Below are 13,747 nucleotides of genomic sequence, written 5' to 3'. Positions count from 1 at the left end.
AACGCGTTTGTGGGATGGGCCGGATGGGGTTGGTATGAGCGATCTGGGAGACTTCGGCGATTTTGACGCCGACGCCGGTATCGAAGACGGCTCGGCGGCCGACGCGGCGGGCTCGTCGCCGTCGTCTTCGGGTTCCGAGGGCACGGCGAGTTCCACGACCGACGAGGTAACAGATGATTTCGAAGCCACGACCGTCGAACCCAGTGGCGAAGACGTCGGTATCGGGACGATCTGCGTCTCCCAGGGCCTGCGCATTGCCGAGGACGAGGACGACACGACGCTGCGAGCGTACGTTACTCGCGGTAACCGCTCGTCGATCCGGATCGGAAGCTACCTGCTCGCGCCCTACCCTGACGGCGAGACGCTGTTCTGTCGTATCACCGGCCTCGAGTACGCCCAGCAGTACCACGCCGACGACGCGACGGAGATCCACGCGCGACGGGCGATGCGAACCGACGAGATCGACGAGGCCGATTACAAGTTCGTCGCGAATCTCGAGCCCGTCGCTGTCCTCTATGATGACGACGGCGAGTTGAAACGGCGGATGACCGATCGGGTGCCGAAACCCCAGACGGTGATTCGGCAGGCCGACGATACCGAGGAGATCAAGACCGGGCTGAAGATGCCCGACGACGGCGTCTTTCTGGGCCACCTCTCGGTCGGCGGCGAGAAGGTTCGAACCGCCGCGTCGCCACCAACAATCGATTACCGGCTGAAAGACGACTACGACGCGGGTGATCCGCTCGTCTTCCGCCACTCCCTGATCGCCGGCGGGACGGGATCGGGGAAGACCCACGGCGCGAAGAACATCCTGCGCCAGTATCTCGCCGAGGAGCGAACCTATCCGATGGACGACGGCCGCGAGGTCAGCCCCGCCGTCGTCCAGTTCGACCCGCAGGATGAGTACGCCCAGATGCACGACGACAACCCCGACCTGGACGACGAGTTCGCGCGCCGTCTCGAGCGCGAGGGGATCGCCTACGGCGGCCACGACGAGACGACCGCCTTTATTCCGAAGGTCGGCTCGGCGTCGTACGCGGCGGGCCACCACCGCGCGGAGCAAGTCGAGTTCACGATTCCCTTTTCGATGGTCCACGACAACCCGTGGCTGGTCGCGGGCAGCGGGTTGAACGACAACCAGTACGGCGCGCTCACCACCGTTCTCCTGCCGCGATTTCGGAAGCAGTACGGGAGCGATGGGACCTACGAGGAGTTCACTACATTCCTCGATGACCCCGCGCTTCGCGAGGAACTCGACGAGTCGGGTCGGGTCCACGAGGCGACCTTCGACGCCGTCCGCCGGCGCGTGCTCGGCTTCGGGCACATTTTCGACCAGGACGCGCGCCCGATCACCGAGTTGGTACACGACTTCATCCAGCCCGGCGGGCTCACCGTCGTTCCGACCTACCACATCAACGACAGCCGGGCGACGGAGGCCATCGTGCTCGCCGTCTCCTCGCTTATCATCGACCAGAAACTCTCGAACGACCCGGACTACGACCGGATCAAGGAGACCCCGCTCGTGCTGGGCATGGACGAGGCCCACAACTTCCTGACCGACGCCGACTCGGTCCAGGCCGGGAAGGTCATCACGAAGTTCACCGAGGCCGCCAAGCAGGGTCGAAAGGAGCGCCTCGGCCTCTTCCTCATCACGCAGGATCCTCAGGACATCCACGACGCCGTCTTCAAGCAGATCAATACCACCGTCGTGCTCAACCTCGGCGACGAGGACGCCATCAAGAGCGTGAATATTCCTAGTAACCTCGAGTCCAAAGTGCCCTACATGGAGAAAGGGCAGATGGTCGTCTACTCGCCCGATAATTCGGAACCCGTCGAACTGATCGGGCTTCCGAAGTGTCTGACTCGGCACGGGCGGGACTGACATTCTCGGACGGACCAAGACGTTTTTCGGACGAATGCGCTCCAAACAGCCGCTCACGATTTGCTTCTACACCACTACGCTTTCGCCCGCTCCGACTGCTGTTCTCAGAGTCGTGAATACATCATGCGTCTCTCGCGTACGGTCCCGTTTCACTATTCAATCAGTATATGAATGTGTCCAGAATGTTTTTCGCTGCCTGAATTGTATACGCGGATATGGAACCGGAAACGAACTCCTCGTCATCGTCATCTTCTCGGACAGCCTCTCTCAGAGATATCGCGCTATCGGGGGCGGTAGCGCTCGTACTGTCACTTGCTATCAACTGGCTCATCGTATTTGGGGCGAACACCGGCGGCATTGCCCCAAGTCTGATGGCACTAAATTATGGTCCAGTATCGTTGTTCACTACCCTCGGCGTTGTCGGTGCAGCTGTAACCTACGGTATCCTCACGCGAGTCACCGACAACCCCGATCGACTGTTCGCGGCCGTCGCGGCGGTCGTCCTCCTCGTATCGTTAGTTCCTGATTTTACTGTCATCCCCAGTGAACCCGGTGGAAGCCTCGTCTCCGGTACTATCCTCGGAGCGATGCACGTCATAACGGCAGTCATTTGTGTCGGAGTGCTAACCGACCGCTGGAACCGACGCTAATATCATCGTTCAACCGTTCGCGTCACTCCCCCGATTGTGGCTGATAGTACTGTTTCAGCCAGGTCGCCAACCCCTCGAGTCCGGGAAACAGCGTCCGGTGATTGATGTTCATCTGGTCGAGTTTGTCGCGGAACTCGAGTTTGCGCTCACCCGGGATGACGATTTTGCGGTAGCAGTCGGGGCGGTCCGCGAGCCACTGGTCCAAGACGAGCCGCGGATCGGACTGGAACGAGAAGACGGCCGACTGGTTGACGATGCGGTCGTCGATCGCGGGCGGCCGGAAGAACATGACGTACTCGTCGTCGCGCTCGTTTTCGGGTGCCCACAGTTCCTGCCAGAGTTCGTTCACGCGGGAGACGTCGTTGAGGTTTCGGGTCGGTCCGTGTCCGTCACCAGTATCCTCGCGCAGGGCGTACTCGAGGGTCGCGTTCGAGAGGAGGTGCGTGTCGAGCATGTAGGTTTCCGTCACCTCGAGGACGTCCTGGTAGTAATCGGGGAGATCGGCGTGTAGTTTCCGGTAGTCGACGGCCCAGATCGCGCCGTCGTGTCCGGTGTCGCCGGTGCGGGTCGCGAAGTACGCCGCGACGAGCGGCGAGAATGACCAGTCGAGTAGCCGGGTCGGCAGCCCGTAGTGCTGGGCGATCGAGAGTAGGTGCCAGATCGATTGGGGTTCGTCGATTTCGCCCGCCGCGTACTGAGCGAAGTTCCGGAGCAAGAGGGGCTCGAGGTGCCACTGTCCGGAGTCGACGACGAAGCGACTGATCGGCGTCTCGAGGCTGAACGATTCATCCGGGACGCCACGGAACACGTAGGGCGAGCGGTGGCGGCCGATGTCGCCCATCCACATCTCCTGGGAAAGCAGTTGTTGGAGTTCGGTCCACGTCTCTGCCCGCTGGATCGATTCGGGATGGGCTGCGGTCATCGGTTCGCACGGCCGTGCCGGGCTCGGTCCTGAATCGGTGCCACAGTGGCCGGCTTACTCGCGGCGCGAGGAAAAGCGATTCTCACGGGTGGCAGTGACTGATTGCCGCTCGGGAATATTTGCGATCCTGATTGGTCTCGATGCCAGTCACGCCACCTCGAGCAGCGTCCGTTCGAAGAACGACCGTACCGTCGTCGCAATCTCGTCGTGCTTCCCGAGGAAGAAGTGGTCGCCCGCTAGCGCGGTGGTCTCGTCGCCGCGTTCGCGTGCTCGTTCGACTACCGGTTCCCAGTCGACGGTCGTATCCCGCTCGCCGTAGAGGACGTGAACCGGTGCTTCAAGGCCGCCGAGTGTCTTGAGCGCGTTGAGGTCGTCGTCGAGCCGCGCCGTCGGAGCGAGGACGGCGACGGCGTCGGGGTCGGTATCGGCCGACGCGAGTAGGGCCAGCGACGCGCCGAAACTGTAGCCGAAGACGCCGACCGGGAGTCCGTCGGCATCGACCTCGTCGTACTCGTCGCGAGCCCACCGGACGGCGTTGCGAACGTCTTCTCGCTCGCTGTGACCCTCGTCCCACGACCCGTAATCGAAGCGTAGGCAGGCGATACCGGCCTCGGTCAGGGCGTCGCTGACGGCGACGAGGCGAGGATCGCTCCTCGAGCCGCCCTGTTGGGGATGGGGCGGGCAAGCGACGACGACGGCCCGCGGTTCGTCGGTCGGTTCCTCGAGGGTTCCACGAACGTCGCGGCTCCCGGGGATTAGCACGTCGGTCATAGACGGATACTCACTGCGGCGCGTAATCAAATCGACGAGCCGCGGCGATCAGTTTCGACATTGGATATTCCTGAAGTGACATTTTAAGGGCGGCGAGCAATACGTAGCGAGTATGGGCATCCTCTCTCGGACCTCCTACGTCATCCGGTCGAAGCTCAACTCGGTGCTCAACCGGGCCGAGGATCCGACCGAAACGCTGGACTACTCTTACGAGCAGATGCGCGACCAGCTCCAGCAGGTCAAGCGGGGCATCGCCGATCTCACGACGCAGAAAAAGCGCCTCGAGATGCAGAAACGCCGCCTCGAGGAGAACGTCGAGAAACACAACGATCAGGCCCGAACTGCCGTCCAACAGGGCCGCGAGGATCTGGGACGACGTGCCCTCGAGAAGAAGAAGACGAAGATGAACCAGATCGAGGATCTCGAGCGCCAGATCTCGGACCTCCAGAACCAGCAAGACCGGCTGATCGAACAGAAGAACGAACTCCAGAGCCGAATCGAAGAGTTCCGAACCAAGAAGGAGACGATGAAGGCCCGCCACGAGGCCGCGAAGGCCAGTTCCACGGTCTCGGAGGCGATGACGGCCACCGGCGAGGAGTTCGAAGACGTCGGCCGCGCCATCGAGCGAGCCGAAGAACAAACGGAAGACATGGAGGCCCGCGCCGCCGCGATGGACGAACTCCACGAATCCGGCGCGTTCGAGGATGTGCTCTCGGACAAGGACAACATTGACCGCGAACTCGAGCAGCTGTCGACCGACAGTGGTGTCGAGGCCGAACTCGAGACGCTCAAGTCCGACGTCGGAGCCGACACCGACACGGAGACGGCGTCCGGTGAGGAGGCAGAGACCGACGCGGCAGCCGAGGTCGACGAGGAAGAGCTCACGGAACTCGAGAACGGCGAGCAGGACGAAGTCGAGGCCGAACTGGCGGAGTTACAGGACGAAGAGAACGCGTAAGTCGATTTGTCCCGAATCGATAGCGGGGTATCGGAGCGGTGATCTAGGTTCCCGCCAGTCGCCGATAGACGGAATCGAATCGCGGCTGCACCACTTATCACCAGTCAGTCACGTCTCGCGCCATCGGTGAGCGGTGTACTGACTCGGTCTGCTTGGGCCGATTGCCGGTTTCCGTTCTGAATGGCAGAGAAACGATTACGATTGATCACGAACAAGTATGTGCTATGAGTGACGAGTCACCGCTCGAATCCATCTCACTGACCAATCAGGCTATCCTGCTCGGCGTCGCCGAACTCGCCCGTGAGGGCCAAACGCCGGTCCAGACACACGAACTCCGCCAGCACTGCCAGCGGCAACTGCCCGAGGTCGATACGGAGGTCGTCGGAACGATTACCGAGGCCGATGTCATCCGATCACTGTACCAACTCGAGGCCGAGGGTTTCGTTGACGAGGTCGAGCCGGCGGAGACGTCGCCGACCGGGAAGGGGCGGCCGGCGTATACGCTCGCCGTGAGCATCGACGCCGTCTCCGACGGGGTCGCGGACGAACTCCTCGATGAGTTGGCCGACTGACCGACCGGCGTGACCGCCGGTCGCGGTGAGTCGGCACTCGCGCCGATCACGAGGGGGTTCCCAGAACGGTGATATCGTAGCTAGCGACATCCGACGGTGACTCGAGGACGATGACCTGAAACTCCCACGTCGAGCCGCCGTTGAGGTCGCCGGTGCTGGCGAGATAGCGGCCGAGCAGGTTTCCGGCGTCGTTGTAGACGCGCGTTCGCACTTCGACGATCTGGATCCGATCGGTTCCCGTGTTCGCGACGGTCCCCTGTATCGTCGACCCCAGATAGCCGTCCTCGACGACGAACTCGTGGTTGATCAACTCTAGTGGGTCGAGCGGTGTCACCGAGTTGTTGGGTTGCTGCTGGGCGAGTGCTGCCGCCGTGGACATCTGGGTTGCATTTCTGCTTGAGACATTGCTGGCGTTGACACTCCTGACAGTCCCCTCCTCATAGGACGGCTGGCCGCCGAGCCCGTCGCCGCCGAGACAGCCGGCGGCCGCGACAGCGATCCCAGTTCCGAGTGATGCGAGTACTCGCCGTCGATGCGTCGATTCCGATCGGGTCATCGCCGTCGACGGATCGTCTGCATCTCGGTTCCCTCATTGAGCATGTACCGGACTGACAGTGCGGACGTATTTCAGTGTAGGCCTTGAAGCGGCCGTTCTCTTCATTCTGGTGGACGTCCCAGTTCACTCGTGCTGACAGTGCCCGTCGAGGGCCGCGTCGATCACGGTCTATACCGGTGCCGACGGTGTGTGCAACGCAGGCCCTTATTGTCGGGTCGGTGGAACGTATCGCCATGGGACCCGCCGAGACCGACGAGACGCTCGAGTCTTACGGAGCCGACGTGGGCAGGCAGGCAGGGCCGTTGACACAGTTCCACGAGTGGTTCCTGATCCAGGGAAACCGGTTAGCCGTCGCGGCGCTGCTCTCGGTCGTCATCTTCGCGTTGATCGTCGGACTGCATGAGCTCGGCATTATCAACTTCGTCAACCCAAACTCCGTGACGCGCGTTGCCAGCGGCATGATCGCGGGCACGTTCTCGCTCGTGACGCTGGTCGTCTCGGTCAATCAGCTCATCCTCTCTCAGGAGTTCGGTGCGGCGGGCAAAGCGCGCGACCGGTTCGAAGGCGTCGTGGCGTTCCGCGAGGACGTGGCGGACGAGGCGGCCGTTCCCGCGACCCCGACTGAGCCCACAAGGGTGCTCGAACTAATCATCGAATCGATCCGGCACAACGCCGTCGAGCTTGCCGAGATCGTCGCCGATCACGACGACGAGGTCCGCGAGACGGTCGTCCAGTATACGAACAGCGTCCAGCAGCGCGCTGATCGGGTGGACGAAACGCTCGAGCATTCGGCGTTCGGCACGTTCTCAGCCGTGTCGGCGGCGATCAACTACGACGAGGCCTGGCAGCTGTACGTCGCGACCCATCTTCGAAACGACTACCACGACTCGCTGTCGCCGGCCGCGACGGAGCAACTCAACGAACTGATCGGCTCCCTGAAACTGTTCAGTGTGGCTCGAGAGCAGTTCAAGACGACGTACCTGCAGCGAGAACTCACCCGGTTCTCACAGCTCACGATCTACTGTGGGGTTCCATCGATCCTGTCGGCGATCCTCGTCGGTCTCCTGTACGCCGACTTCACCGGACCGAGCGTCAGTGCGGCCGTGCTCCCGTTTGTCGTGAGCGCACTGATCGTCGTCGTCCTCTCGCCGCTGGCGCTGCTCGTCTCCTACATCCTCCGGACCGCAACCGTCACACGCCGCACCGCGTCAGTCGGTCCGATGATCCCCCAGAAAGATCCCGAGGAAGGGCCATTCGACGTGACCTATGGCGAGGAGCGGTAAGTCGTTCTGGCTCGACGAGTGACAACTATAGTAGCCACTGAAAGTCACTGCACACCCGATCGCACGACGGCTGTGCGATCGGCGTGTAAATCGTTTCAGTTGTTACTATACCCGTCGGGATTGCTCACTCCCGCATGGGTATTTTATCCGCCGTTGTCATCCGTTTTTCACACTCAATGAGCGATTCGGACTCGAGCGGCGTGTTGAGTCAACGGGCCGGCGTCGGCGGCCTGCGGCTGTGGGTATTGCTTCGGATGGGGCGCTGGCTCTTCACTGCGGTCATCTTGGTAACTGTGTTCGCCGTGCTGGTCGGGTGTAGCCTGCTCGGACTGACGCCCCTGCGAATTATCGTCGCACAACACAACGGCACCTTTTGGATCTTCTCGGCGTTCATCGGTGCGATCATCACGGGGACGTCGATCGTCGTCACGATCAACCAGCTGGTGCTGTCCCAGGAGCTCGGTGCGGTCGGCGACCAGCGAGAACGCATGCAGGACGCGATGGACTTTCGCAAAGATATCGAGGATTCACTCGAGAAGGAGGACGTGACGCCGCCGGAACCCGCGGCGTTCCTCTACGAACTCGTCGACGGCGTCGAGGAGGAAGCGAATGACCTCGAGCAAACGGTGGCGGACGACCACGGCGACGAGATTCAGGCGAAGGTCTCCGACTACGTCGACGACGCGATCGAGAACGCACAGGTCGTCAAGGACGACCTCGAGGACGCCCAGTTCGGCACGTTCGACGTGATCTGGAACGCGCTCAATTTCAACTATTCCCGGAAGATCTACGACGCCCGCAAAATTCGGGCCGACTACGGCGACGAGCTGTCCGACGACGCAGACGACGAACTCGACGAGATGATCGAGATCCTGAAGTTCTTCGGGCCGGCCCGCGAGCACTTCAAGACGCTGTACTTCCAGTGGGAACTGATCAACCTCTCGCGAGCGCTCCTCTATATTTCCGTGCCCGCGCTGGTGGCGATGGGACTCCTGATGATGTACATCGACGCCAGCGCGCTCCCTGGGACGACGCTAAGCGTTGACAACCTCGTCTGGTTGACCAGTGCGGGGTTCGTCATCGGCATCGCGCCCTTCGTCGTCTTCATCGTCTACATCCTCCGGATCGCGACCGTCGCCAAACGGACTCTCGCCATGGGCCCCTTTATCCTCCGGAAGTCCGAACGCGACGAGGACCTGGGCTGAATCGGTCGTCATTGCCGGATTCCGTTCACTTCTTGCCGTAGCTATTTCCGAGACCGTCTGGTATTGTCCGGATCGAACGATGAGCGGCGACGGGTCCCAACCCAGCGACACGATGGCCGAGCGTAGCGCGGACCCGACGTGGAAACATCAGCTGTTGTTGAACGCAAACCGGTGGGTCGTCACCGCCGGCCTCATGGCTTTCGTCTTCGTCGGTCTCCTCGCGGCCGCACGGTTCAGTCCCGTCTCGCTCAGGGCGCTCATGGGAGTGAAAGATCCGACCGGGACGCTCTTTCAGGCGCTGACGACCGCGCTGATCACCGGGGTCACCCTCGTGGTCACGATCAACTCGCTGGTGCTCTCTCAGGAACTCGGAGCCGTCGAAGATCAGCGCACGCGCCTCGAGGGTGCACTCGACTTTCGCGAAGACGTCGAAGACTCGATCGATGCGCCGATCAGTCCGCCGGAGCCGTCTTCGTTCCTGCAGGCGGTCGTGGCGTCGTCGGAGGACCGGGCCATCGACTTCCGCGATGCCGTCTCCGACAGTCAGGATGACGAACTCAGAGAGCGCGTCGACGACTTCGTCGACAATCTGACGACCCACGCCGACTCGATCCGTGAGGATCTCGAGAACGCCCAGTTCGGAACGTTCGACGTCGTCAAGTCGGCACTGGACTACAACTACTCCTGGAAGATCTTCCGCGCCCAGCGGATTCAGAACGCACACGCCGACTCATTTACCGACGAGGCTCGCGAAGCCTACGACGACCTGCTCGAGTCGCTGAAACTGTTTGGCCTCGCCCGCGAGCACTTCAAGACGCTGTACTTCCAGTGGGAGCTGATCAACCTCTCGCGGGCGATGATGTACGTCGCCGTCCCGTCGCTGGTGGTCACGATGTCGATGCTCCTCTTTTTCGATTCGGACGCCGTCTCGGGGGTGTTCTTCGGCGTGGATATCCTCGTGTGGATCGTCGTGTTGGCGTCGACGATCGCCGTCACGCCGTTCTTGCTGTTGATCGCGTTCATCCTGCGGGTCGCAACGATGGCCAAACGGACGCTGGCGATCGGCCCGTTCATCCTGCGGGAGTCGAGTCGCGGCGAAGAGATCGACTGGGAGTGACGAGTGGCTCGAGCGACAGTAGCTTGCAGCCGTGGGCCGCAACTATCCATCCCGGTCTGAACCGGCACCGGTATCGACATCATCCAAGACAACGCGACGGCAGTGTCCCGTCTCCCGGACCGAGAACAGCGTCTTCGACACCTCCTGTCGACGGTGTCTCGAGGCACTCCCCTCGAGAACGGCGCGTTCGACGGCGATCTGAACGCTCGAGCGGCCTCGAGTCGACGATCGACATCCCCGCTATTGGTATGCCCTCGGCGGCTACCGACGGGCGTGATCGTCGTCATCTGCGGGCCGCCGGGGGCAGGCAAGACCACGATCGCGGCCCGTGTCCGCGCTCGGCTCGCGGCGCGGGACGTGCCGGTTCGGTCGGTCCACTCCGACGACTTCTCGAGTCGGACATACGAGCAACTGGCCGAACAGGTCGCCGACGCGCCCGACGCCGGGGTCACGCTGGTCGACGGCACGTTCTATCAGCGAGCGTGGCAGACGAACTTTCGGACGCTGGGTGACGTTCGGTTCGTCCTCGTGACCGCGAGCCTCGAGACCTGCCTCGAACGCAATCGCCGTCGGGCGGAGCCGATCGACGAGCAGGGTGTCCACGTGGTCTACCGGGAGTTCGACGACCCTGATACCGACCTCGAGATCGATACCGACGAGTATGGGCCCGACGAGGCGGCCGATCGGATTCTGGCTGCGAGTAGCGGCTGGCTCGAGTGAGTCGGTTCCTCCCGACGGCAGTGACTCGTGACCATAAAAAATCTCACAGGAACGCCCAGATATTTGGATGGTTATACATATATAGTTTGGTGGTTGTAATGGTGGAAACTTATTTATATAGTTTTAATGTGGTATGGTCTCATGGATAGAAAATTAATAACCCGGCGGAAAGCGATAAAAGGTATCGGAGCAGCAAGCATCACTGGAACACTTTTGTCTTCCGTAGGCACCACATCAGCACAAAGCGACGAATACGTTCCCAGACAGACGGCTCGACAAATTGCAAAAAACGCCGTCAAGCAGATTAGTAAAGACTCGGAGTTCGACGACTGGCAACCGGAAGAAGTCAGGGCACCGCAACTGTACTACGGGAAAGTCCAGAGCGAGAACTCGATTGAGTATGTGCCCCGAGCGTGGGTGTTTGCGATTGAAAACCGCGGCGATGATGTTGGTTACATCACTATTGACGCGGACCAGTTAGTGACCCCTGTCCTTGCGTTTGGGCGATCGAAAGCGCCCCACAAACGGGTGGACCGTGCCAGCCAAGTGGCCAAGGCAAACGGCGTCTCCATCCACGACCGGTTCCTCTACCAAGGCGGCGTCCAGTTCGGTATCGAAACGACCGACCGACGTATGATCGATCTGCGTGGGGACGGAATTTTACCGCTACCCGCTGTCAGCAATGCGGATAACCTAAAACCGACCCACGATCCGACCGAACAGGGTAACAAGCAAACAAAGGAAGACCAGTTTACACTGCAAGGGGACGACCTGAACGCACCCGACTGGGAGGGTGGTACAGACGACTCTATCTCTAACGTTCCGAACTGGAAATCGTACGACGATGGCGGGGCGAGCACTACTTCTTACGGATCAGGAGATGACACTTGGGACGAGTGGGATGGGTGTTCACCAATCGCTGGTTCGATGGCCATCGGCTACCACGAAGGTATCGATGAGTGGGACGATGCCGATGAACGCGAGGCACTCATCGACAGGCTCCATGACGATATGGGCACAGACTCAGACGGAATTTCGGATTTCAATGATATCGACAATGGAATCTCGAACTACGCAGAGGGGACGTATTCCTATAATGGAAACAACAACCACTGGTTGATCAAAGGAAATATCGAAGACGCCGTTGCTAACAACAATCCACCGATGCTAAACATGACGAACGGACCATATTCCAAAGACAGCGAATGGATCAATGGTCACAGTGTCACTGTCGTTGGTTACAGAAATGGGAGCGGTTATTTCTACCACAAGGTACACAACGGCTACAACACCGCGCCAGACCGAGTCAGTAATGGTAACTGGACAGATGCCTTCGTCACTCGAATCACGAAACAGTAGCTACCGCTAAGATCGAGTAATCAAGCATCTCTCCCTTTTCTCACAGTTCTCAAGGACGAGGTTCTTTCATCGGGCATCACTGATAGTGTTTCGTCTCTGGTAGGCAACCATGTCGACAGCCCGCCGGCCGAGGATGAGAAGCGAGAGCGGGACTCCGGTGGCGAGCGTGAAGAGTCCACCGGCAAACATGCCAGGATTACTAGTGTAGAGCGTGTAGAGGCTACCGCTTGCCAGCAAAACAGTGATAGCGCCAATAGCACCGACGATACTTGACCAGATATCGAGGCCATCCATGGCCCCGTTGACGAGGACAATGACGCCGAAGGCGCCGGGAACGACTAGTTCCGGGTCGATTGGCACGCCACCGAGTGTCGGCCCTGATGGATACTCAAACGGGACGTTAGTCACCATCACTGTGACGACGAGGAGGACGGCTACTGCAAGTGCGGTTTCAACAGCTTGGAGGACCGATCTGTCGAGTATTGACATGGCCTTAGTGTGTTTTGAGATATAAAAAGTATTTTCCCATAACTCGAAATGGTATACTCACAGACACATACCAACCTTGAATGGGAGACTCAGTTGACGCCCTTCTTCATCACTGTGGTTAGTGTTGGATTCCGTGCTCTGGTAGGAATAGTCGGGCAATACTCGGCGATTGGTTACCTATGAAACTCGGAAATCACGTCTCTTGAACGGACAACTCGTTACGTAGCGTGCTATGTGTCCTACCTGTACGTACCGCTATGGAGACCGGATCTGTCGCTCTCTGCGTTTCGGCAAGAGTTGAACTGGGTTGAAGCGTTTCTTCCGGGTCAATTGGTCCACTTCGAGGCGAATCGCTGACTCGAGCCCGAGTCTCTTTCACTGTCGTAACAGTAGATATAAGGCACAACGGGTCAACGATTAGAACGGAAGCGAGTCTCGAATCAGGGGCTTCGTCGAAACGCCCCGGGTGGTCACAACACCCGAGGCTTGGCTTCCAACCCGGAAGGGTTAGCGAGCCATGATTGCGTACATTCTACCGGGATATAAACGTCCCGCACGACAGTGGAATCGCCCGACACGACGAGCGTCGATGCCGAAACGGCGGCGACCGAGGAACGGTCGGGATGCGTAACGACCCCGACGGAAGTGACGACGACGGCGACGACTCGTCACCGCTCCCCGACTGCCCGCGCTGCGGTGTGCCGGTCGGATTCGTCACCGTCACCGGACCCATGACCGCCTCGGCGAGTCCCTGTGGCTGTACAGTCCCGCCGAATTTGGTCCAGCGCGACGAGTCTAGTAGCCACTGACAGTCACTGCACACCTGATCGCATAGCGATCAGCGTGTCACTCGTTTCAACGGCTACTATAGGGGCTCGGCCTCGAGTCCCGGCGGTCAGCCGGCCGCTCGGCGGTGTCGATCGAACCACCACACCACCCCGTCGACACCGTCCGCCGGGCGGTCGGTCCGAAAACGGGCCTCGAGTCGGTTGCAATCAGTAGAGTCGTTCACATCTTCGGCTCGAGCACTTCTCGGCGGAGAATAACTACGGAGGGCCATTATAAATCAATCAGTGAGATCGAGAGTAACTAACCAGAGAAGCGCCCTGCTCTCGTGGCAACACGGAATCGCCACGCCCTCCCCAACCAATTTCTGCTCACGGGCGCGTAGCGCCCTCTGCTCACGGGCCGACGGCCCGTTCGCACGGTATGCGGGACCGCCGGTCCCGCACTATTCGCATAGTTCGCGGAACCGTCGGTTCC

At 60.5% G+C, this 13,747-nt stretch carries 14 protein-coding genes; 10 read left to right on the top strand and 4 right to left on the bottom strand.

What is annotated here, in order from left to right:
* The first annotated feature begins 34 nt into the window (after nt 1–34).
* Nucleotides 35–1,882, top strand: a complete 1,848-nt coding sequence (locus K6I40_RS15070; RefSeq protein ID WP_222919842.1) for an ATP-binding protein — start codon at nt 35–37, stop codon at nt 1,880–1,882.
* Between the two features lie 215 nt (nt 1,883–2,097).
* A complete protein-coding gene (locus K6I40_RS15065) occupies nt 2,098–2,532 on the top strand; it encodes a DUF6069 family protein (protein WP_222919841.1) in 435 nt (144 codons plus the stop codon).
* A 22-nt stretch (nt 2,533–2,554) separates the two neighbouring features.
* On the opposite strand, the gene K6I40_RS15060 is transcribed toward K6I40_RS15065, so the two are convergent.
* Both K6I40_RS15060 and K6I40_RS15055 read right to left on the bottom strand, forming a co-directional pair.
* The gene (locus K6I40_RS15060) at nt 2,555–3,454 is read right to left on the bottom strand and encodes an FRG domain-containing protein (RefSeq protein ID WP_222919840.1); all 900 of its coding nucleotides are present in this window, start codon (nt 3,452–3,454) and stop codon (nt 2,555–2,557) included.
* Nucleotides 3,455–3,601: 147 nt separating this feature from the next.
* Complete coding sequence (locus K6I40_RS15055) at nt 3,602–4,225, bottom strand: alpha/beta family hydrolase (RefSeq protein ID WP_222919839.1); 624 nt, start codon at nt 4,223–4,225, stop codon at nt 3,602–3,604.
* A gap of 112 nt (nt 4,226–4,337) precedes the next feature.
* Between K6I40_RS15055 and K6I40_RS15050 the strand changes: the two genes are divergently transcribed.
* Together K6I40_RS15050 and K6I40_RS15045 are read left to right on the top strand one after the other, a co-directional pair.
* The gene (locus K6I40_RS15050; protein WP_222919838.1) at nt 4,338–5,183 is read left to right on the top strand and encodes a PspA/IM30 family protein; all 846 of its coding nucleotides are present in this window, start codon (nt 4,338–4,340) and stop codon (nt 5,181–5,183) included.
* 224 nt (nt 5,184–5,407) lie between these two features.
* Nucleotides 5,408–5,755: a hypothetical protein gene (locus tag K6I40_RS15045; protein ID WP_222919837.1), complete on the top strand. Its 348-nt coding sequence runs from the start codon at nt 5,408–5,410 to the stop codon at nt 5,753–5,755.
* A gap of 46 nt (nt 5,756–5,801) precedes the next feature.
* Here the strand turns inward: K6I40_RS15045 and K6I40_RS15040 are convergent, their stop codons facing one another.
* The gene (locus K6I40_RS15040; protein ID WP_222919836.1) at nt 5,802–6,311 is read right to left on the bottom strand and encodes an FxLYD domain-containing protein; all 510 of its coding nucleotides are present in this window, start codon (nt 6,309–6,311) and stop codon (nt 5,802–5,804) included.
* A 233-nt stretch (nt 6,312–6,544) separates the two neighbouring features.
* Between K6I40_RS15040 and K6I40_RS15035 the strand changes: the two genes are divergently transcribed.
* The 5 genes from K6I40_RS15035 to K6I40_RS15015 all read left to right on the top strand — a co-directional run bounded on the left by K6I40_RS15035 (nt 6,545) and on the right by K6I40_RS15015 (nt 11,995).
* On the top strand, nt 6,545–7,594 hold the full coding sequence (locus tag K6I40_RS15035) for a hypothetical protein (protein WP_222919835.1): 1,050 nt from the start codon (nt 6,545–6,547) through the stop codon (nt 7,592–7,594).
* A gap of 176 nt (nt 7,595–7,770) precedes the next feature.
* Nucleotides 7,771–8,799, top strand: coding sequence for a hypothetical protein (locus K6I40_RS15030; protein ID WP_222919834.1), 1,029 nt, complete (start codon nt 7,771–7,773; stop codon nt 8,797–8,799).
* 79 nt (nt 8,800–8,878) lie between these two features.
* Nucleotides 8,879–9,916 carry a hypothetical protein gene (locus K6I40_RS15025; protein ID WP_222919833.1) on the top strand — a complete coding sequence of 346 codons (1,038 nt, stop codon included), beginning with the start codon at nt 8,879–8,881 and terminating at the stop codon, nt 9,914–9,916.
* 273 nt (nt 9,917–10,189) lie between these two features.
* Nucleotides 10,190–10,636, top strand: a complete 447-nt coding sequence (locus tag K6I40_RS15020; RefSeq protein ID WP_222920381.1) for an AAA family ATPase — start codon at nt 10,190–10,192, stop codon at nt 10,634–10,636.
* Between the two features lie 141 nt (nt 10,637–10,777).
* Nucleotides 10,778–11,995 carry a C39 family peptidase gene (locus K6I40_RS15015; RefSeq protein ID WP_222919832.1) on the top strand — a complete coding sequence of 406 codons (1,218 nt, stop codon included), beginning with the start codon at nt 10,778–10,780 and terminating at the stop codon, nt 11,993–11,995.
* 66 nt (nt 11,996–12,061) lie between these two features.
* Here the strand turns inward: K6I40_RS15015 and K6I40_RS15010 are convergent, their stop codons facing one another.
* Nucleotides 12,062–12,484: a hypothetical protein gene (locus K6I40_RS15010; RefSeq protein WP_222919831.1), complete on the bottom strand. Its 423-nt coding sequence runs from the start codon at nt 12,482–12,484 to the stop codon at nt 12,062–12,064.
* Between the two features lie 623 nt (nt 12,485–13,107).
* Between K6I40_RS15010 and K6I40_RS15005 the strand changes: the two genes are divergently transcribed.
* Nucleotides 13,108–13,293: a hypothetical protein gene (locus tag K6I40_RS15005; RefSeq protein WP_222919830.1), complete on the top strand. Its 186-nt coding sequence runs from the start codon at nt 13,108–13,110 to the stop codon at nt 13,291–13,293.
* Nucleotides 13,294–13,747: the final 454 nt, after the last annotated feature.

Origin of the sequence: Natrinema sp. SYSU A 869 (assembly GCF_019879105.1) — an archaeon.
In the GTDB taxonomy this organism is placed as follows: domain Archaea; phylum Halobacteriota; class Halobacteria; order Halobacteriales; family Natrialbaceae; genus Natrinema.
The sequence above is the reverse complement of the archived record's forward strand: the minus strand, read 5'-3'. Positions and strand labels throughout refer to the sequence as shown.